General features: G+C 59.9%; 13 protein-coding genes. 6 read left to right on the top strand and 7 right to left on the bottom strand.

The window, feature by feature from the left end; all coding sequences use genetic code 11:
• Positions 1–290: 290 nt before the first annotated feature.
• Positions 291–1,685 carry a NarK family nitrate/nitrite MFS transporter gene (locus tag NYE85_RS13675; RefSeq protein ID WP_259005308.1) on the bottom strand — a complete coding sequence of 465 codons (1,395 nt, stop codon included), beginning with the start codon at positions 1,683–1,685 and terminating at the stop codon, positions 291–293.
• 352 nt (positions 1,686–2,037) lie between these two features.
• Between NYE85_RS13675 and narX the strand changes: the two genes are divergently transcribed.
• Both narX and narL read left to right on the top strand, forming a co-directional pair.
• The gene (gene narX, locus NYE85_RS13670; protein ID WP_259005307.1) at positions 2,038–3,816 is read left to right on the top strand and encodes a nitrate/nitrite two-component system sensor histidine kinase NarX; all 1,779 of its coding nucleotides are present in this window, start codon (positions 2,038–2,040) and stop codon (positions 3,814–3,816) included.
• 11 nt (positions 3,817–3,827) lie between these two features.
• Entirely contained in the window at positions 3,828–4,478 is a 651-nt protein-coding gene (gene narL, locus NYE85_RS13665) for a two-component system response regulator NarL (RefSeq protein WP_259005306.1), read from the top strand.
• Here the strand turns inward: narL and NYE85_RS13660 are convergent.
• Positions 4,475–5,971 (bottom strand): YchO/YchP family invasin, encoded by a 1,497-nt coding sequence (locus NYE85_RS13660; RefSeq protein ID WP_259006328.1) that lies wholly within the window; start codon positions 5,969–5,971, stop codon positions 4,475–4,477. The two genes, narL and NYE85_RS13660, sit on opposite strands and share 4 nt — an antisense overlap.
• Positions 5,972–6,356: 385 nt before the next feature.
• Between NYE85_RS13660 and NYE85_RS13655 the strand changes: the two genes are divergently transcribed.
• On the top strand, positions 6,357–7,025 hold the full coding sequence (locus NYE85_RS13655; RefSeq protein WP_259005305.1) for an A24 family peptidase: 669 nt from the start codon (positions 6,357–6,359) through the stop codon (positions 7,023–7,025).
• Positions 7,026–7,060: 35 nt separating this feature from the next.
• On the opposite strand, the gene NYE85_RS13650 is transcribed toward NYE85_RS13655, so the two are convergent.
• Both NYE85_RS13650 and NYE85_RS13645 read right to left on the bottom strand, forming a co-directional pair.
• Positions 7,061–7,504 carry a hypothetical protein gene (locus NYE85_RS13650; RefSeq protein WP_259005304.1) on the bottom strand — a complete coding sequence of 148 codons (444 nt, stop codon included), beginning with the start codon at positions 7,502–7,504 and terminating at the stop codon, positions 7,061–7,063.
• Between the two features lie 42 nt (positions 7,505–7,546).
• On the bottom strand, positions 7,547–7,822 hold the full coding sequence (locus NYE85_RS13645) for a hypothetical protein (RefSeq protein ID WP_259005303.1): 276 nt from the start codon (positions 7,820–7,822) through the stop codon (positions 7,547–7,549).
• A gap of 181 nt (positions 7,823–8,003) precedes the next feature.
• On the opposite strand from NYE85_RS13645, the gene NYE85_RS13640 reads away from it, so the two are divergent.
• Genes NYE85_RS13640 through NYE85_RS13630 form a run of 3 tightly spaced genes read left to right on the top strand, consistent with a single transcriptional unit; the run spans position 8,004 to position 12,622 of the window.
• Positions 8,004–9,254, top strand: a complete 1,251-nt coding sequence (locus NYE85_RS13640) for an MASE1 domain-containing protein (RefSeq protein ID WP_259005302.1) — start codon at positions 8,004–8,006, stop codon at positions 9,252–9,254.
• A gap of 36 nt (positions 9,255–9,290) precedes the next feature.
• Complete coding sequence (locus tag NYE85_RS13635; RefSeq protein ID WP_259005301.1) at positions 9,291–9,911, top strand: response regulator transcription factor; 621 nt, start codon at positions 9,291–9,293, stop codon at positions 9,909–9,911.
• A complete protein-coding gene (locus NYE85_RS13630) occupies positions 9,908–12,622 on the top strand; it encodes an ATP-binding protein (RefSeq protein WP_259005300.1) in 2,715 nt (904 codons plus the stop codon). Before NYE85_RS13635 ends, NYE85_RS13630 begins: the two co-directional genes overlap by 4 nt.
• On the opposite strand, the gene cobA is transcribed toward NYE85_RS13630, so the two are convergent.
• Genes cobA through nirB form a run of 3 tightly spaced genes read right to left on the bottom strand, consistent with a single transcriptional unit; the run spans position 12,619 to position 20,239 of the window.
• Positions 12,619–13,434 (bottom strand): uroporphyrinogen-III C-methyltransferase, encoded by an 816-nt coding sequence (cobA, locus tag NYE85_RS13625; protein ID WP_259005299.1) that lies wholly within the window; start codon positions 13,432–13,434, stop codon positions 12,619–12,621. The genes NYE85_RS13630 and cobA overlap by 4 nt on opposite strands.
• A 14-nt stretch (positions 13,435–13,448) precedes the next feature.
• A complete protein-coding gene (locus NYE85_RS13620; protein ID WP_259005298.1) occupies positions 13,449–16,097 on the bottom strand; it encodes a nitrate reductase in 2,649 nt (882 codons plus the stop codon).
• Complete coding sequence (gene nirB, locus NYE85_RS13615) at positions 16,094–20,239, bottom strand: nitrite reductase large subunit NirB (protein WP_259005297.1); 4,146 nt, start codon at positions 20,237–20,239, stop codon at positions 16,094–16,096. Before nirB ends, NYE85_RS13620 begins: the two co-directional genes overlap by 4 nt.
• Positions 20,240–20,261 lie beyond the last annotated feature (22 nt).

Raw genomic sequence — 20,261 nt, 5'->3', positions numbered from 1 at the left:
AAACTTGTGAAATTTCCCCTTCACCACGGCATTTGCGCAGCACTTTCCGTTTATTCCTATTGTAAATAAAAGCATAAAAAGACTGACAGAAAAGAATGAGATTTATCTTATTCGATTATTTTACAGAGATAAGCGCGATTAACGCTTCGCGAATCGGCTTCAGGGTTGGCGATGGCAAGCGCAGCTGGAAAATCGGCGGCAACGGCGGGAAGTGAAATGAAGAAAATAAGGCCAGGGAGCGAATATAGATTGCGGGTATCTCTCTTTGGCAAGATACCCGCAAATAGCGATCAGCGAGCCTTACGGCCGTACACCAGCCAGGTAATGGCAACGCAGACAATATAAAACACCAGGAACAGCTTCATCGCTCCAGCCGGCGATCCGGTCATCGCCAGTGAGGTACCGAACGCTTTTGGAATAAAGAAGCCACCAATGGCACCAATGGCAGAAATAAAGCCCAGCGCCGCAGCAGAGTCGGTCACCGCCTCGCGTTGCGCCAGTTCATCCGAACCGCCCTGCGCCTTGACCCGATCGATGGTGATTTTACGGAAGATAACCGCAATCATCTGGAAGGTCGAGCCGCTGCCAAGGCCAGCAGTCAGGAACAGCAACATAAAGACGCTATAAAAGGCGATGAATGACCCCTGCGAACTTTCCCCCGGCAAGGTCAGGAACAGCAGGCCGGCAAACACCGCCATCAACACAAAGTTGATCAGCGTGACGCGGATGCCGCCAAAGCGGTCGGACAATGCCCCGCCGGCCGGGCGCGCCAACGCGCCGAGGAACGGACCAAAGAAGGCATAGTGCAGAATCACCACGTCCGGAAACTGGGTTTTGGACAGCATGGCGAAGCCGGCGGAAAAACCGATAAACGAGCCGAAGGTCGCCAGATACAGCAGGCTGAGGATCCAGAGGTGGCCACGTTTCAATACCGGCAGTTGCTGGCTGAGCGACGCTTTGGACGCTGCCAGATCGTTCATGCCGAACCAGGCAGCCAGCGTAGCGATGACCAAGAACGGTACCCAGATCCAGGCGGCGTTTTCCAGCCAAAGCTGGCTGCCATCCGCCTGTGGGTGGCCATTGCCGCCAAAGATGCCAAACATGCCTATGGCAATCGCCAGCGGCGCAATCAGCTGCATTACGCTCACGCCCAGATTGCCGAGCCCGCCGTTAACGCCCAGCGCCCCGCCCTGTTTGGCCTTTGGGAAGAAGAAGCTGATATTGGCCATGCTGGAAGCAAAGTTGGCGCCGGCAAAACCGCACAACAGCGAGATAACGACGAAGGTATTGAAGGCGGTGCTGGTATCCTGTACCGCATAGCCCAGCCACAGACAGGGAACAATCAGCAAGCCGGTGCTGATCGCCGTCCAGCGACGACCGCCGAATATCGGGATCACGAACGAGTACGGCACGCGTAAAATCGCACCGGAAACCGAAGGTAATGCGGTGAGCAGGAACAGTTGGTCGGTTGAAAAATCAAAACCGACCTTGTTGAGATTCACGGCAACGGCGCTGAACAGCATCCAGACGCAGAAAGCCAATAATAGACAGGGAACGGAGATCCACAGATTGCGACTGGCGATACGGTGGCCCCGGCGTTGCCAGAATTCAGTATTCTCGGGTTGCCAATCCTGAATAACCGCGCCCGTATTTTTCTTTAATGATGGCGTTGCAGTTTGCGACATAAAAACCTCTGACACACGGTGATAACTTCGCTCACCCTAGAGATCCCTCCGCACGCCAAAGTTGATGCAAATCAACGCAGCCGCAGGTAGCAATACGGTCAAAACAACCCTACATCCCCTAAGGAGTAAGCCAGCGCATTAAATAAACCATATACAAATCAAAAAACTAATCGCCAGGTTAATCACAGTGGCGACGGCATGCCGCCACGCGGGAAACTAATGGGTACTTCGTTAGGGGTATGGGGTTATTCCTGGGGATAATGAAAAATAAGGCTGAATCGTTACTGGAACCACCTGCTGACGCCCCGTGTTTCTTGCTGCCAACGTGTTATACCTTCAGGGATTTGCCTTTATGAAACGATTACTGGCCCCGCTGTCGATCGTTAATCAGGTTGCCGCGCTGATGCTGCTGCTGGGCCTGTTGGGGATTGCCGGCATGAGCACCTCGGCCTGGATGTCGCAAAGCATTCAAGGCAATGCGCATGCCATCAACAAAGCCGGATCTTTGCGCATGCAGAGTTATCGCCTGTTGGCGCAGGTGCCGCTCGGAGAACAAAGCGAGGCGCTGCTCGACGAGCTGGCCGCCGATGAAAACAGCAGCGATTTACAGCGGGCGGTGGAGCAGGAAGGCTTGACGCCGCAATTTCAGGCGCTGCGCGCCTACTGGCAGCAGACGCTGCAACCACGGCTGTGGCAGGCGCAACGACCGGCCGACGCCGCGCCGCAGGTTGCGCACTTCGTCAAACTGCTGGACAAGCTGGTATCCGACATCGATCGCCATACCGAACGCCGCCTGTTGACGGTAATGCTGGTGCAATGGGTGTTCATTGCGCTGACGCTGTTGCTGCTGATCGGCACCATATGCTACCTGCGCCGCCGTTTGCTGCACCCATGGCGCCAGTTGGTGGCGATGGCGCAGGCGGTCGGGCACGGTGATTTCAGCCGACGTTTCGCGCAGCGCGGGCATCAGGATGAAATGGCCTCGCTCGGCGGCGCGCTAAATACCATGTCGGACGAACTTTCCGCCATGTATAGCGGACTGGAGCAGCGGGTTGCGGATAAAACCGCCGATCTGCAACAGAAAAATCAGGTGTTGGGTTTTCTGTACCATACCAGCCGCCAGTTGCACACCAGCGAACCGTTGTGTAGCCGCCTGACGCCGGTGCTGAGCCAATTGCAGGCTCTCACCCCGCTGCGGGCGATCCAGCTGCGGCTGTACGAAAACAACAGCCAGGAACAGTTTTTGCTGTTGAGCAACAATCAGCCGCTGCGGCCGGAATATTGCAACAACCTGGCGTGCAGCGCCTGTTTGAACGAAGAGCGCTACCCGGCGCATCAGCGCCCGTCGCTAAGCTGGAGTCTGAGCGATAAACTGGGCAACTACGGCGTGTTGATGGCGCAGTGTCAACAACCGCTGAATGACGATCACCACCAGTTGATAGATACCCTGGTCGAACAGTTGACCAGCGTGTTGGCAATAGAGCGCCAGGTTGACCATCAGCAGCAACTGATGCTGATGGAAGAGCGCGCGGCCATCGCCCGTGAACTGCATGATTCCATTGCACAATCGCTATCATGTCTGAAGATGCAGGCCAGTTGCCTGCAAATGCAGGGCAATGCGCTGCCGGCCGCCAGCCTGACGCTGGTGCAGCAAATGCGCGAAGAGCTTAACACCGCCTATCGACAGTTACGCGAACTGCTGACCACCTTCCGGTTGCGGTTAAGCGAACCGGGGCTATTGGCGGCATTGCAGTCTACGGTACAGGAATTCAATGCCCGGCTGGGGATTGCCATTGAGCTGGATTACCAGTTGGGGCCGCGTACCGTACCGGCCTATCAGGCCATCCACCTGTTGCAGATTAGCCGCGAGGCATTGAGCAATATCCATAAACACGCTCAGGCCAGCCAGGTACGGATTCAGGTAACCAATCAGCAGGGTGAAGTCACCCTGTCGGTCAGCGACAACGGCCGTGGTCTGCCTGAGCACTGTGAGCGGCCGGATCATTACGGCCTGATTATCATGCGCGATCGCGCAAAAAGTCTGCATGGCCGCTGCGACATCATCACGCGCAGCGGCGGCGGCACCGAAGTCCGGGTGGCCTTCCGCCCGGATAACCACGCCATCGATTAATAGGAGACAGTATGACTACCGAAGAGGCCGCCACCATTTTGCTGATTGACGACCACCCGATGCTGCGCAACGGCGTGAAACAATTGATTAGCATGGATTCACGACTGCAGGTGATTGCCGAAGCCAGCAATGGCGAGCGTGGCGTTGAGCTGGCGGAACAGCTCGATCCCGACCTGATCCTGCTCGATCTCAATATGCCGGGCATGAACGGTCTGGAAACGCTCGACCGCCTGCGTTTGACCGCGCTGTCGGGGCGCGTGGTGGTATTCAGCGTTTCCAATCACGAAGACGATGTGGTGAGCGCGCTCAAACGCGGCGCCGACGGCTATTTACTGAAGGATATGGAACCGGAAGAATTACTGAAAGCGCTGCATCAGGCCGCCGCCGGGCAAATGGTGCTCAGCGACACGCTGACGCCGATACTGGCGGCCAGCCTGCGCGAAAGCCGCCCGGCAGCCGAACGTGACATCCAGCAGTTGACGCCGCGCGAACGCGATATCCTCAAGCTGATCGCCCAGGGGCTGCCGAATAAACTGATCGCCCGCAAGCTGACGATCACCGAAAGCACGGTGAAAGTGCACGTCAAGCATCTGTTGAAGAAGCTGAAGCTGAAATCACGTGTCGAAGCCGCGGTCTGGGTGCTGCAAGGCAAGAACGTCTAACCGCCAAACGGTCCGGTAGCGGCAGGCACCGCCGGGGTTTGCAGCGTCTGCACTGCCGGCATTGATGATTCCTCACCGCCCGACAACGACAGCGGCGGCGTCACCTGCAGCGTGATCCAGTTCGAGGTCACCCGCTGCTGCTGGTCATCTTCCAGCGTTACCGACAGCCGGTAGCGATTTTCCGCACCTGGACTGCTATCCCATGCTGGCATGATCACGCTCCAACCATGCGGATCGTTGTTATTGTGCGGTGGCGTCAGGCTCAGCGCCTGAGTGTCTCCTTGCCAACTGACGCGGGTGATTTTATTGCCGGTTTTGATTTCCAGCATCAGCGGCAGAGTTTCGCCGGCATGTAGACTCCACGGTGGCGTCGCCAGGAACACCTGCAACGTCTTGCGTTGCTGGAATTCCAGCACCGGTACGTTTCTGCGCTCGATATTATCGTAGCGGCTACCGCGCAGCGACTTGGCCTGCGCCACGTACTCCGGCGAAATCTGCTTCACCAACGGTACGCCCAGCCGATAGCTCAACCCCAGTTCCACCGTGTCTTGCGTTTCGCCGCCCTCGCCCAGTTTATGCTGCGCCTTCAACGTTACCAGCGGCACCGGCGTATAGCTCAACCCCAGTTGCATGGCGCGCGGATCGTCCTGCTTGTTGCCGCTGCCGAACAGATCCACATCATTGCCACGGTATTGTTCAAAACTCAACGAAGCGCCCAACTGGCGGTAAAACGGCAAATAGCCCTGCGTGCTGATGTCATAGCCGCGCGCCGGACGGCTGCGGAACACCGCTTCGTCTTGCCGCGCCGACATGGCTGACAACGGATGATAATAATTGGCAGAAAAACGCAGGTAATCGCCCCAGGCTTCCGCGCCAATGCTGCCACGGTTGCGCTGATTGCCGATATCGCTGTCAAACACCGTGTTGTAGCCCAACAGCCAGTCACCTGCTACCCAGCGCTGACCCAGCCCCAGGTTGGCCAACGAACTGTCGGTCTGTTGCAGCACGCTGACCTGGCTATAGGTCAGCAGACCGTCGACATCATACAGCGGGCTGAATAACTGGCCGCGACTGCCGGAAAAGTCGCCTTCCGGCGATACCGTCAACGACAGCGTAGCGGTGCCCAACGGCGACAGCAGATCTTGCGCCTGCTGTTGCAACAGGCTGGTTGCCTGGCCGATAACGTAGCTCTCGGCGCGTGTACGCACCTGTTGACCAGAGACCTCATTCAGATTGCGTTCGCCCAGTTGCTTGGCCATGGTGGCCCACTCTTTTTCACGCTGTTGATCGTTCACCGCGCTGCTGCCCAGGTCGGGCAACGCGCTGGAGCCGTCTGGCGCAGAGCTGGTCAGCGAGTCCGGCGCCGGCGGTGATTCCGCCTGTGCCGCAAATGCCAGGGCTAACGGCCACAGCAACAACGGCCAGCGCTGCCGAGCTGTTTTACCCGTTTGAACGGTTACTCTACTGCGGATAATTTGAATCACTTCTGTCATCAGACTGGCGCCCTGACCCCATCCGCGGGACACGACCTACCACCTTTTCCTGCTGCAGCCACTCCCGACGACAGACAACCTCACTTTCGCTCACTATAGCACAGCGCTGCTGCCCATCATTCCCCAGCGCGGCCCCGCACGTATTCATCGGAGCCATTTTAACCACCCAGGTTAGATTATTTGCCAGGGTAAACAATCAGATAAAACTCAAAAAATTAGGTGACGACGTCACAATTGGTCAGATTGCACGATTTTCATCGCGCGGGGATGGCTCGGTACCGATGCTGCGCAGCCGCTCGCAAGCTTGCCAAGATGTGCTAAAAACCGCTCGGCGAAGCTGATATGAAAGGTTATCTTCTGCGCATTCGGGAAGAGGGAAACGCGGATGGATGACGCATGGTTACCGCTGTTGTGGCTGTCGGTATTACCGGCATCGTGGCTGGCGCAGCAGCTGATATGGCGGTCACCGGCACTGCTGCGTTGGCGCTGGCATGATGTGCGCACCGCAACGGTGCCGCCGGTAAGGTGGGTTGTCATGGTCGGCTGCTGCAGCTGCGCCGCCCTGCTGATTGCCCTGGGCCCGGCAACCGGCGGTCGGCTCCTGATACTGATGGCAATGGCCACCCTGCTGATCGCACTCGCTTTCATTGACTATCGCTCTCTCTGGCTACCGGACAGTTTAACCCTGCCGCTGCTGTGGGCGGGTTTACTGGTCAATCTGCATGGGGCGTTAGTCCCCCTTGCCGACAGCGTTTTGGGCGCGGCGGGTGGCTATCTGTTGTTATGGAGTACCAATCGACTGTATATGGTTTATCGCCAACGTCAGGGGATCGGTCAGGGCGACTTCAAGCTGCTGGCGGCACTGGGGGCCTGGGGCGGCTGGCCATTGCTCCCCGGCATGTTGCTGCTGGCCTCGCTGTGTGCTCTGGCGTTCTGGTTGCCCCGCTCTGGCGCGCAACGCCCAAGCGGCCAAACGCCGATGCCGTTCGGCTGCTTTCTGGCGCTGGCTGGTGGACTGACGCTGGCGCTGTCAGCGGGTGGATATTCCCAATGACCACACCAGCGGGTAGCGAAAATATCTCACCTCAGTTAACCGCCGAGGTTGGGGTTCAAATCCGGATTGTCTTCCGGACCGACCAGCGCACCAATGCCATGCGGCCCTTGATAATTGCCGTCGGCATCAAAATTCGGATTGCCCTGCCTGTCAAAGGCCGGCGTTTTATCCAGAGTTTCTTCAGTGTCACGGTGGATCACCACCACGGTATTGGTGCTATTGCGTTTGTCGTCTTGCCGCGCTTTTTTTCTCTCTTCCAGCGCCATGCGCTGCTGCCACTGCGCATTTTCAGCCGCCAGCATCTCATCACGATGAATATCGATTTTTTGCATACATTGGGCAAATTCGACGCTATCGGCTTTAAAACCGTAACCGCTGCACTGCGCCCGGTCCATCGCCGCCTGCTGTTCAGGAGACACGCAGCCGCTCAACAGACAGATCAGGCCCAATACCGCACCGGAACAGATGACTAATTTCATTTTTGTATCCTCGCGTTTAATCAATGAGCAGGTCGCGTGTCATCAGGCAAAATAGCCGCTGCCGATCAGGTGTTCCATACCGCCATGCAATTTGCCGCCCACCTGATGAATCAGGCCACGTGCATGTTGGTATTGGCCGTCCAGCTGACGGTTTTGTTGCATCGATGCATTCAGCGCGAACAATACCGTTCCTTCTTTCATCACCACTACCGGCCCGCTGAGACGTGCGCTATGGCCGACCGAGCCCAGGGAGCAGAACAGCACCAATGACGTTGCGAAAACCACAGCAATACCACCAAGCAATTTAATATTTTTCATAGCCGACAAAACCTCGTGAATTAAGTGATAACCCTTGAGCGTCCAGCGGATGCCGTAACGTGAAACGAAGTATAAAGACACGACCTGACGGCGGATATTTGACTAATCAGAAAAGCAAACCACTGCTAAACGCAGAAGATTGCTATTATTATTCACCACGGCAGCGACAAGGGAGAAACACATGGATGCCGGGCGTACGTCTTTTCGTTACGGTCTATTACATTGGCTTATTTTTATCGCGGTTTACTTTCTGCTCGCGACCATCAGTCTTGCAACGCGTGACCCCTGGAGCTTGTCCAGCGCCGTCTGGCTGCCAGCTGGCCTGCTACTAGGGATTTTATGTATTCGGCAACCGGCCCAATGGCCGATGTGGGTCATCAGCGCCGGCGTGATGCATTTTTCGGTCAGTTTGCTGCACGATCGCCCGGTGGATATTGCACTGGCTTTCGCGCTGGCCGATCCACTGATACTGTGCCCGCTAGCCCTTATCTGGAACAGCATGCATCGCTATGCAAACGATCTGTCTTATCGCGGGGAAACGCTGCTGCTGCTGGGCAGCGTGTATCTCGGCAGCGCCGTCGGCGGGTTGATAAGCGATCTGTTGCTCAAGGCCCTCGGTTACCCGATCGTAGTGTCGCATTTCGTTATCTGGAGCATTTCCAACGCTACCGGCTGCCTGGCAATCGCCCCACTGTTTATCATTCATCGCCTCAACCGCGGTCGTTGGCTAACCCGCCAACAGGCGTATACCGCAGCCTGGGTGTTACCACTGGTGGCAGCGATATTTTGCCTGCCGGCCAACCTGTTACATCATGCGTTGTTGAACCATGCCTTGCTGTATATGGCGCTGACATTGTCCTTGCTATTGGCCGCGTTGTGGCCGCTGCTGCCGCTGGCGCTGTACTTTATCCTGTTGACGCTGCTGGTCAGCCTGGCGACGCTTTACGGTTACGGCCCCTTTGCCGCTACGCTGTCGGGCATCCGGGCGGTCGAAGCGTCGCAGCTATATTTATTGGTGATTATTTCACTCGGACTGCTGATCGCCACACGCGAGCAGCAACACCGAACGCTTAGCCAACAGGGCCAGCAGCGCTTGCAACTACTGGGCAGCTTGCTACAGGCGCGGCAGCCGACCTTTTTTTGCCTGACGCCTGGGGCGGAAAGCCTCGACTGGCAGCCGCATAAAGCGATTTTCGGCATACCGCCGCGTCAGTTGGCCAACCTGACACTGCTGCTGGCGCATGTACACCCCGACGATCGCGAGTCGTTGGCCAACCTGCTGCGTCATCCGGCCGCCTCGGCGCAGCCGGTACAATGCTGCGCTTTGCGGTTGCTGTTGCCCGATGCGGCTTATCATCAGATTGAATGCCGGCTGTTAGCTCATCCGCAACACGGGATAAGCGGCGTACTGGCATTGGTAACGGCCAATTAATCCTGCCGTCTTTATTGTTGTTTCAAGGAGCGTTGCATGCAAAAAACCGTGGTAATAGCCGACGATCATCCGGTGTTCCTGATTGGGCTACGCACCGTGGTCACTACCAGCTTCGGTGATGATTTTGTCATCAGTGGCGAAGCGCAAACGGTAGATCAATTGCTGACCCTGCTGGCGGAAAAACAGCCGGACGTGCTGCTCACCGACTTCAACATGCCCGGCGATCGACAAAGCGATGGCTTGAGGTTGATTGAAACGTTGCGGCGTAAATATCCGCAGTTGCCGATCGTGGTGATCACCATGATGACCAACCCCGGATTGGTGAAGACCATTCTAGCCGCCGGCGCGCGGGCGGTGATCAATAAGCAGAGTCTGACCAGCGAACTGACCGCCTGCCTGAAAGCATTACAGCAAGGGCGACACCCCACCAGCGTAAGCGCAGCACCCAACGCAGCACCGCCCAGCATGGCAGCCATGAGCCCGCGTGAACTTGAGGTGGTACGCCTGCTGACGCAGGGACATAGCGTTAATGACATCGCCGCCATGCTTAGTCGTACCAAGCAGACCATCAGCGCACAAAAGAAAAGCGCCATGTTGAAGATCGGCGTCAGTTCCGACGCTGAACTGTTTGAATATCTGCGCGAATCTGGACTATGAATCGCACACGCTGGCTGTTGGTGTTGCTGTTTCTGCCGCTCTGGGGATGGTCGGCAGAACAGATACAGATCGGCCTGTTGCGCGATCGCCTGCCCTATAGCGATCTGGACTCCCAACGCCAACCGCAGGGCGCCGCCAGCGACCTGCTGAACGCACTGTCGGCCCAGAGCGGGCTGCGCTTCAGCGCCCAGGCAGCATCCAGCAACGGCCAACTGGCGCAAATGCTCAACCAGCAGCATATCCAACTGGGTCTGCCGCCGCCGCAAAGTTCACCGCCACCGACCGGCATCCTGGTTTCCAAACCGCTATGGCAACAGCATTGGGCGCTGGTGGTGCGCCAGGATAGCCTGCCGTTGCAGCATCAGTTGATGCCGGATCTGCGCCATCAGCGTTTGCTGTCCTTGCGACACAGTCCGGTGAAGGCCGCCTTGCTGACGGCGTACCCCGGCGTGGCACTCGGCGAAGCGGCAACCCTGCATGAAGCACTCAGACTGTTGAATGCCGGTGCCGCTCAGGGCATCGTTTGCGATGCTACCCAGGCGGCACTGCTAGCCAGCAATCTTTATCCCGGCCAGTTGCAGGTGCGCCCGCTGCCGACGATCGTCAGCACCCAGCGCCTGTGGCTGGCTGCTGACCAGCAGGCGTTGCTCGGCCGTATCAATCAGGCGATCGACGCCCTGCCCGAGGGTATGGCGCAGTCTATCAACCAACGCTGGCTGCTCAACGCGGCACTCAACGGCATGCAGCTCGTTCCTGCCGGTAGCCGCCATTGGCTGACGCCGCTGGCGGTGGTCAGCGCCGCGCTGTCGCTATTCCTGATCGGCTTCCTGCTCAGCGAGATCTTCCGCCGGCGCCGGGCGGAACGCGGGTTGCGCGATGCGCTCAAATATTGGCAAACCCTGCTGAACAGTATTCCTACCCCGCTGCTGGTGTGCGACCCACTCGGCAAGATTACCCATTGCAATCAGGCATTGTTAACGTCGCTGGCGCTGCCCCATCAAAAGGTTATTGGCAGTACGCTGGAGCAATTCACCGAGCAACATCCTATCACCCCACCGATCGGCCACCGAGAACGTATTGCCGCCATTGGCAGCATGCAACCGCAGTTTTCCGACCGTGCCATGGTGATACGCGGCGAACAACGGGAAATCGCCCAATGGCTGGCGGCCTACAGCGACAGCCGCATGACGCCTCAGGGGCTGCTGCTAGGCTGGTATGACATCAGCGAACGCAAGCGGCTGGAGCGCGATCTGGCCGACGCATTGCAACAGGCCACCAACGCCAGCCGCGAAAAAAGTGATTTTCTGGCGCGTATGAGCCATGAGATCCGTTCACCGATGAACGCCATCCTCGGCATTCTGGAACTGGAAAGCCAGCGCCAAGACGCAACAGATTCTTCGCTACCGATTGCCTATGCCGCTTCACGACAGCTGTTGCAAATCGTCGGCGACGTGCTGGACATCTCGAAAATCGAAGCTGGAGAACTGCATCTTCAACCGCAGCCCACCGCGCTGTATTCGTTGCTGACCCAGGTGCTGGAAACCTACGCTACGCTGGCGGCGCAAAAAGCGCTGCGGCTGGACAGTGACATTGAAGCCGCCTGGCAGTGTCATTACCTGCTGGACGGTGCAAAGCTGACGCAGGTGCTCAATAACCTGCTGAGCAACGCCATCAAATATACCGAACGCGGTTTCGTGGCGTTGCAGGTAAGCGTTCAGCCACAGGATGCGCAACACGATCGCGTCACGTTCGGCATCAGCGACAGCGGCATCGGCATTGCCCCGCAAGTGCAGCAAAAGATGTTGCAGCCATATGTCCAGGGCGATCCCAATACTCCAGCCAGCACCGGGCTCGGCCTGGCAATCTGTACCCAGCTGGTGCAATTGCTGGGCGGAGAACTGCAGATTGATTCTGCGCCGCAGCACGGCTCGTGTTTCTCCTTTACGCTGAACCTGCCGCGCAGCGTCGCCCATACCGAACCAGCGCCCCCGTTGGCAGCCAGCGCGACTGATCCCGCGCTGCGTATCCTAGTAGTGGACGATCTGCCGGCCAACCTGACGGTGATGAAGCTGCAACTGGAAAAGCTCGGCCACCACGTCATCACCTGTGATAACGGCATGCTGGCGTTGCAGTGGCTGGAACAACAACACGCCGATCTGGTGTTGACCGATTGCCAGATGCCGACCCTCAGCGGCTACCAACTGGCCCAGGCCCAGCGCCAACGCGAGCACGGCCGGCGGCGCTACCAGCCGATCGTTGGCTGCACCGCCAATGCCTTTAACGATGAGCAGCGCCGCTGTCTGGCCGCCGGCATGGACGCGGTATTGATCAAACCGCTTACCCAAACAGACTTGCGCAATCTGCTGCAGGAACAGCAGGCGATTCGTTTGAACATGCAGGAAATACGGGCGATGAGTGACGGGCAGCCGCAGGTGCTGTCAACGCTGATCGATGAACTGCAACGCAGTAGTGAAGCCGACCGACAGCAACTGCTTGCCAGCGCCGGGCAACCGGAGGCATTCGCCGCGGTGCTGCACCGGCAGAAAGGCAGTTTTGCGCTGGCAGGCTACCAAAGCGGTGTCACCGTCTGCCAGCAGCTGGAACAAGAGCCGCCGGCCGGTGTGGAACCGCCGGTAGCGCTGCTACGCCTGAACGCGCTGACGCTGCGATTTATCGCGCTGTTGGAACAACAGCGCCCACCGGCAGCTTAAACCGCCATCGCCGGCATAACGTTCTGCGCCGGCCAATGGCCGGTGCGGTACAGGCCCGCCACTGCGCCAATCACCAATAAACTGGGTGGCTGCGGGCGTTCCCGCGCCAGCAGCGCGGGCAGTTCGGCCAACGTGGCAGTCAATACCCGCTGCTGCGGCTGAGTGCCTCGTTCGATAATCACCAGCGGCGTCTCGCCACCCATACCGTGACGCATCAGTTGCTTGGCAATAGTGCCACCGAACGCCAGCCCCATATAAAACACCAGCGTCTGCCCGTCGCTGACCAACGCGCGCCAATCCAGATCGGGTTCGCCGTCACGGCAATGGCCGGTGACAAAGCGCACCGACTGCGCATGGTCACGGTGGGTCAGCGGAATGCCGGTCGCTGCGGCGCAACCGCTGGCGGCAGTAATGCCCGGCACGATATGACAGGGGATGCCGCAGCGCTGCAACGCCGCCATTTCCTCACCGCCGCGACCGAAGATAAACGGGTCACCGCCCTTCAGCCGCACGACACGGTTACCGGCCTGCGCCAGCTCCACCAGCAACGAATTGATCTCCGACTGCGACAGCGTGTGGCAACGGGTGGATTTGCCCACGTCGATGCGCAGTGCCTGCTGTGGCACCAGCGCCATTACCGCCGGCGACACCAGGCGGTCAAACACCAGCACATCGGCCTGGCTGATCACCCGCAACGCCTTGATGGTCAACAGTTCGGCATCGCCTGGCCCGGCACCGACCAGCCACACCTCGCCGCCAACCACCGGCTGGCGCTGCTGCGCGCATTCGATCAGCATATCAATCGCTTTCATCGACTTACCCTCCGCTACGCCACCCGCTGGGTCGCATGCTGTTGAATCAGTTTTTTCAGTTCCGGCAAGCAGGAACCGCAGTTGGTACCGCATTGAAGTTGTTCGCCCAGCGCCGCCGTGCTGTGACAGCCTTGGCGTATCGCCGCAATGATGCGGTTCTCCCCTACGCCAAAGCAGCTGCACACCGTAGCCCCGGGCGCCGTCTGCCCCGGGGCGCTACGGCCGCCTAACAGCGCAAGCCGCTGCGGACCAGCGTTCGGTGCACGATCAAACGCCGCCAGGATCGCGTTGCGATCCAGCGTCGGCGCATGGCGTCGGGTATAAAAGGCCAACTGCACTTCCCCCTGGCGCCAACCGATCGCATGGAAGCCATGCTGCGAAAAAATGGCGGTTTGCAGCGTCAGGCCATCCAGCCCAAAGTGCTGTTGCAACCATGCTGGCCAGTCGTCGACCTGCCGTTGACCAGCCATGATGAAATGGTTGACCGACTGCTGCGTCACGCGGCTCCAATACACCCCGTGCGGCGGCGCCGCGCCGCCGCGCAGGAAAATTTCGGCCTGCCAGCGGCTGTGCCAGCGACTGACGCGTACCGGCGCATGTTTGCTTTCCGGCTGGCCAGACTCGGCGTCCACCACTGGCGGGATCAGACTGTCCACCCGCCCCTGCGCGGTGAATTGTGCGTTCCAGTGCATTGGCACAAACAGGCTGCCGCGCCGTTGGCCAGCGCTGAGCTGCGCGCGCGCGATCATCCAGCCATGTGGCGAACTCAGGCGCACCAGATGGCCGTCGTCAATGCCCAAAGGCGCAGCATCCTGCGGATGGATCTCGCAAAACGGCTCACTGATGTGACGCATCAGCCGCGCGGCCTTGCCGGTACGCGTCATGGTGTGCCACTGATCGCGAATGCGCCCGGTATTGAGCACCAGCGGATACTGCGGCGACGGCGCAGAAAGCGGCAACCGCGGGGTGATCGGCAATAAGCGCGCCTTGCCGTCCGCATGCAAAAAGTGGCCATCGGCGAATAACCGCTGACAGCCCTGCGGGTGCAGCGCGTTGATCGGCCACTGCATCGGTGGCATCTGATACCATTGCTGGCGGCTGTATGCTGCCAATCCGCTGATATCAAAAGCGCGGCTGCCGTGATTTTCAAAGCCGGACAGCGCCGCATGCTCACGGAAAATATCAGCCGGATGCTGATAGGCAAACGCCTCGGCAAACCCCATGCGCGCCGCAACCTGGCTAATGATCCACCAGTCGGCCTTTGCTTCGCCAGGCGCAGGCAAAAAGGCACGCTGGCGTGAAATGCAGCGCTCGGAATTGCTGACGCTGCCTTCCTTTTCTCCCCAGGCCAGCGCCGGCAGGCGAATATGCGCCAGTGCAGCGGTGTCGGTGGCGGCCATCACGTCAGACACCACCACCAACGGGCAGTTTTTTAACCCCTGCCGCACCACGTCTGCATCCGGCAGCGATACCACCGGATTGGTGCCCATGATCCACACCGCCTTTACCTGCCCGGTAGCCACCGCGCGGAACAAGTCTACCGCGTTAAAGCCGGGCTGGCGGGCCATTTGCGGCGAGCGCCAAAAACGCTGTACCCGGTCGGTGTCTGCCTCACTGAACCCCATGTGCGCGGCCAACTGGTTGGCCAGCCCGCCCACTTCACGCCCCCCCATGGCATTCGGCTGACCGGTAATCGAAAACGGCCCACAGCCCGGCTTGCCGATGCGCCCGCCAGCCAGATGCAGGTTGATGATGGCATTGCATTTATCTGCCCCGCTGGAAGACTGGTTGACGCCCATCGAATACAGCGTCAACCAGTTTTCCGTCCCGGCCAGCAGGCGATAAAAGGCCAGCACCGCGCCAAGCGGCAAACCGCAGAACTCGGCCACCCGTGATGGCGTCCATGATGCAGCGGCAGCCAGCGTATCGGACGCACCGCGGGTATGACGCTGCAAGAACCCCTGATCCAGTCGCTGCCGTTGCGCCAGCCACTGCAGCGCCCCGTTGAACAATGCGGCATCGCTGCCGGGGCGCAGCGGCAAATGCAAATCGGCATCCTCGCAGGTCGCAGTTTCACGCGGGTCGATCACCACCACTTTCATCTGCGGTCGCAGCCGGCGAGCAGCGGTCAGCCGCTGGTAGGCCACCGGGTGCGCCCAGGCGGCATTCGATCCGCACAGGATCACCAGATCGGCCAATTCGATATCCTGATAGCTGCACGGCACCGCGTCACCGCCAAACGCCCGCTTATAGCCCACCACCGCCGACGCCATGCACAGGCGGGAATTGGTATCGATATTGGCGGCGCCGATATAGCCTTTCATCAGCTTGTTGGCGACGTAGTAATCCTCAGTCAGCAATTGGCCCGAGGCATAAAACGCCACCGCCTGCGGGCCATGTTGCGCGATGATGTGGCTGAATCGTTCGGCTACCGCGTCCAGCGCCTGTGACCAACCGACGGTCTGACCGTCCAGCTGCGGGTGCAGCAGGCGACCGTCGAGATCAAGCGTTTCCGCCAGCGCGCTGCCCTTGACGCACAGCCGCCCCTGATTGGCCGGGTGATGTTGATCGCCGGTAACGGTTAGCGTACCGTTTTGCTCGGCGATCGCCACGCCGCAACCAACGCCGCAGTACGGGCAGGTGGTGCAGTGTGCCGCGTTCACGATGTCGCCCCCGCCGTTTCCGGCTCGGCAACCGCCGCCTGCATCGGCTGGCTGTATACCCGCACCCGTCCCTGTTCCACCCGCACCGGCCAGGCGGCAATACGCAATGAGAGATCGTCGACGCCAACGCCGTCACGCAGGCGAAAACGCTGCTTGTACAACGGTGAAATCACCACCGGTTCACCCGCCACGTCGCCCAGCAGGCCACGCGCCAGCACGTTGGCGTCACTGCCCGGCTCACGGTTGGCCAGCGCATAGACGCCGCTGCCCGGCAGATGAAACAGGGCAATCTGCTGCCCGCCGATCCGCGCCGCCATGCCGCCGTGCGGTGGAATGTCGTCCAACGCACAGATGTCTTCCCACTGCCCCTCGCGCGGCCACGCCGGTTGTACCTCGATCGCCTGAGCACGTTCTTCTGCGCCGGCCGGGCGGCGTTGCCCGCGTTCCGCTTGCCAGACCACCGCCTCGTCCGGCTGTTTGCTGTTAACAAAGGCGCGGAACAGCTGCAAACGTTCCGGACTTGCCAGGGTGGTTTGCCATTCACACTGGTAACTGGTTACCACCGCCTGCATCTCGCTTTCCAGTTCAGCGGCGATGCCGAGACTGTCTGCCAGCACCACTTCGCGCAGGTAATCCAGCCCGCCTTCGAGATTCTCCATCCAGGTGCTGGTGCGTTGCAGTCGATCGGCAGTGCGTATGTAAAACATCAGGAAACGATCGACGGTACGGATCAGCGTTTCAGTGTCCAGATCGCTGGCGAACAGATCCGCGTGACGCGGCTTCATGCCGCCATTGCCGCACAGGTACAGGTTCCAGCCTTTGTCGGTGGCGATCACGCCGACGTCCTTGCTCTGCGCTTCGGCGCATTCACGCGTGCAGCCGGAAACCGCCATTTTGATTTTGTGCGGTGAACGCAGGCCCTTGTAACGATTCTCCAGCGCAATGGCCAAACCGGTGGAATCCTGCACGCCGTAGCGGCACCAACTGGAGCCGACGCAGGATTTCACCGTGCGCAGCGATTTGCCGTAGGCGTGGCCGGTTTCAAACCCGGCGTCCACCAGCTGTTGCCAGATTTCCGGCAACTGTTCCAGACGGGCGCCGAACATATCCACCCGCTGACCGCCGGTTATTTTGGTGTACAGCTGATAACGTTGCGCAATCTGGCCAATGGCGATCAGTCCCTGTGGCGTGATTTCACCAGCCGGCACCCGCGGAACTACCGAATAGGTACCGTCTTTTTGAATATTGGCGAAAAATCGGTCGTTGGTGTCCTGCAAAGGCAAATGCTGCGGTTTGAGCAGATATTCGTTCCAGCACGATGCCAGAATCGAGCCGACCAGCGGCTTGCACACCTCGCAGCCGTGACCGTGACCGTACCTGGCCACCAGCTGTTCGAAAGTGCGAATGTCGCCGACCCGTACCAGGTGATACAGTTCCTGACGCGTATAGGCAAAGTGTTCGCAAAGGTCTTTTTTCACCGTCACGCCACGCGCAACCAGCTCATGCTCCATCACCTGCTTTACCAACGCCGCGCAACCGCCGCAGCCGGTTGCCGCCCGGGTGCAGGATTTCACCGCCGCCAGATCGGCACAGCCGTGCTCTACCGCCGTACTGATATCGCCCTTGCTGACGTTATGGCAGGAGCAAATCTGTGCGCTGGCCGGCAAGGCGGCCACGCCAAGCGCTTTCGGCGCTGCGCCGCCGGTGGCCGGCAGGATCAGGCTTTCCGGCGCAGACGGCAGCGGCAGCGCGTTCAGCATCAGTTGCAACAGCGTGCCGTATTCAGCGCTGTCTCCCACCAGCACCGCCCCCAGCAGACGTTTGCCGTCGCCGGACACCACCAGCTTTTTGTACACCTCGGCCGGGCCGTCGACCCAGCTGTAGCTTTGGCTGTCGGCGGTGCGACCATGCGCGTCACCGATCGAGGCCACCTCCACCCCCAGCAGCTTCAGTTTGGTGCTCATATCCGCGCCGCAGAACGCGCTTTCGCGTCCGGCCAGCGTATCCGCCAGCGTGCGTGCCATCTGATAGCCCGGCGCCACCAGGCCAAAAATTTGCCCGTTCCACAAGGCGCATTCGCCTATGGCAAAAATGGCCTCGTCGCTGGTACGGCACTGGTCGTCGATCACGATACCGCCACGGGGACCCAACGTCAGGTCGGCGTCGCGCGCCAGATTATCGCGCGGGCGAATGCCGGCGGAGAACAGGATCACGTCCGCCTCCAGCCGCTCACCGTCGGCAAAATCGAGACTGTGACGGTGTAACAAACCGTCTTTTATCGCCCGGGTTTCCTTGCCGGTATGCACGCTGACGCCCAACGCTTCAATCTTTTTACGCAGCATGGCGGCACCGCCGTCATCCAGTTGTACTCCCATCAGCCGTGGCGCAAACTCCACCACATGGGTTTTCAACCCCAGCTGCTGCAAGGCATTGGCCGCTTCCAGCCCCAGCAACCCGCCGCCGACCACCACGCCCACCTGAGCGTCTTTGGCGCTGTCGGCGATTGCCGCCAGGTCGTCCAGCGTACGGTAAACCAGACAGCCCGGCCGTTGATTGCCAGCAATCGGCGGTACAAACGGATAAGAACCGGTAGCCAGCACTAATAGATCGTATGCGGTTTCGCGGCCGGCAGCGTCAATCACGCACTTGCGTTGACGATCGATGGCGCACACCGGCTGCCCAAGCCGTAGCTCAATACCGCTACGCTCGAAGAACCCCTCCTCCACCATCGACAATGACTGCGCGCTGCGCCCGGAGAAGAATTCGGACAGGTGCACGCGGTCATAAGCCGCCACCGATTCTTCGCCAAACACCACTATGTGGTAGCGCAGGTGCAGCTCGCGCGCCACCAACTGTTCCAGAAAATGATGGCCAACCATGCCGTGACCGGCAACCAGCAAAACGGGCTTGTGCATTTCGGGTGTCCTCTCGCTCACCGCCTGCGCGGCTTCGGGTTCTATACTGCCAAACAGCAGCGCGGCCGGGTCGTTCACCGGCTGGCCCAACTGCCGCAAATAAAATTGACTGTCGCCGACGTCGCCATACAGCAGCACGCCGTGCAGCACGCCGTCGCGCACCAGCAGGCGGCGATAATGTTGCGCCTGCGGATCCTCGGCATAATGAATCTCTGCCGCATTGTTCGGTTCAATCTCGCCAGCGCACAGCATATCGATGCCGCTGACCTTCAGTCGGGTATGCAATGGCGCAGGCTGGTACGGTGCCACCGTCTGCCCCGCCAGTCGCTGCGCCAGTAACGCCGCCTGTTGCCAGCATGGCGCCACCAGGCCAAAGGTGGTGTCACCCAGTTGACTGCATTCGCCGACGGCGTAAATCGCCGGGTCACTGGTGCGCATGCCTGAGTCGACGACAATGCCGCGCCGGCAGGTTAGCCCGGCCTCACGCGCCAGCCGCACCGCCGGCTGTACTCCGGCGGCGATCACCACCAGATCGCAGACCAGTTGATCACCGTTACTCAAACTGGCGGCCTGCACCTGCGCCGCACCGTGAAAGGCGCTGACCTGGCAATCGACCTGACAATCGATGCCACGCGTCGCCAGATTGCGCTGCAACATCAGCGCCGCCCTGGCGTCCAACTGACGTTCCATCAGGTACTGCCCACGGTGCACCACCGTGCAGTGCATGCCTCGCACCGCCAGCGCTGCCGCTGCCTCGATGCCCAGCACCCCACCGCCGACCACCAGTGCCCTGCCGTCAGGACGGCAGTGGCCAAGCATCGCCTGTACGTCGTCCAGGGTACGAAAACCGTATATGCCACGCAGATCGATCCCCGGCGTCGGCGGCAGCCAGGGGTGCGAACCGGTGGCCAACACCAGCAGGTCATAGGCTACGCAACGGCGTGCGGTGGTCACCCGTTTCGCCTGCCGGTCGACAGCCAGCGCCGCTTCCCCGGCCAGCAGCCGTACGCCCTGCTCGGCGTACCAGGACAGGGGGTGCAGCACGGTATCGTCAAACGTCTTCTCGCCCGACAGCACCGGCGAAAGTAGAATGCGGTTGTAGTTACCGCGCGGCTCTGCGCCGATCACCGTGATGGCGTAGCGCTGCGGCGCCAGCTGGCAGAGGGTTTCCACCAGCCGCATGCCTGCCATGCCATTGCCTATCACCACCAAACGTTGTTGCTTCATCGGGCCGCTCCTCTGCGCCTTA

Origin of the sequence: Serratia sp. AKBS12, from assembly GCF_024793895.1 — a bacterium.
Taxonomy (GTDB): Bacteria; Pseudomonadota; Gammaproteobacteria; order Enterobacterales; family Enterobacteriaceae; genus Serratia_F.
Note: the sequence above shows the minus strand (reverse complement) of the source record. Positions and strands in the feature narration are given on the sequence as shown.

Excerpts from the sequence above, each read along its gene's own strand:
- NYE85_RS13655 (WP_259005305.1), top strand. The coding sequence starts at position 6,357 with ATGGATGACGCATGGTTACCGCTGTTGTGGCTGTCGGTATTACCGGCA.
- narX (WP_259005307.1), top strand. The coding sequence starts at position 2,038 with ATGAAACGATTACTGGCCCCGCTGTCGATCGTTAATCAGGTTGCCGCG.
- narL (WP_259005306.1), top strand. The coding sequence starts at position 3,828 with ATGACTACCGAAGAGGCCGCCACCATTTTGCTGATTGACGACCACCCG.
- NYE85_RS13645 (WP_259005303.1), bottom strand. The coding sequence starts at position 7,822 with ATGAAAAATATTAAATTGCTTGGTGGTATTGCTGTGGTTTTCGCAACG.
- NYE85_RS13660 (WP_259006328.1), bottom strand. The coding sequence starts at position 5,971 with ATGACAGAAGTGATTCAAATTATCCGCAGTAGAGTAACCGTTCAAACG.
- NYE85_RS13640 (WP_259005302.1), top strand. The coding sequence starts at position 8,004 with ATGGATGCCGGGCGTACGTCTTTTCGTTACGGTCTATTACATTGGCTT.
- nirB (WP_259005297.1), bottom strand. The coding sequence starts at position 20,239 with ATGAAGCAACAACGTTTGGTGGTGATAGGCAATGGCATGGCAGGCATG.
- cobA (WP_259005299.1), bottom strand. The coding sequence starts at position 13,434 with ATGAAAGCGATTGATATGCTGATCGAATGCGCGCAGCAGCGCCAGCCG.
- NYE85_RS13630 (WP_259005300.1), top strand. The coding sequence starts at position 9,908 with ATGAATCGCACACGCTGGCTGTTGGTGTTGCTGTTTCTGCCGCTCTGG.
- NYE85_RS13650 (WP_259005304.1), bottom strand. The coding sequence starts at position 7,504 with ATGAAATTAGTCATCTGTTCCGGTGCGGTATTGGGCCTGATCTGTCTG.
- NYE85_RS13675 (WP_259005308.1), bottom strand. The coding sequence starts at position 1,685 with ATGTCGCAAACTGCAACGCCATCATTAAAGAAAAATACGGGCGCGGTT.
- NYE85_RS13635 (WP_259005301.1), top strand. The coding sequence starts at position 9,291 with ATGCAAAAAACCGTGGTAATAGCCGACGATCATCCGGTGTTCCTGATT.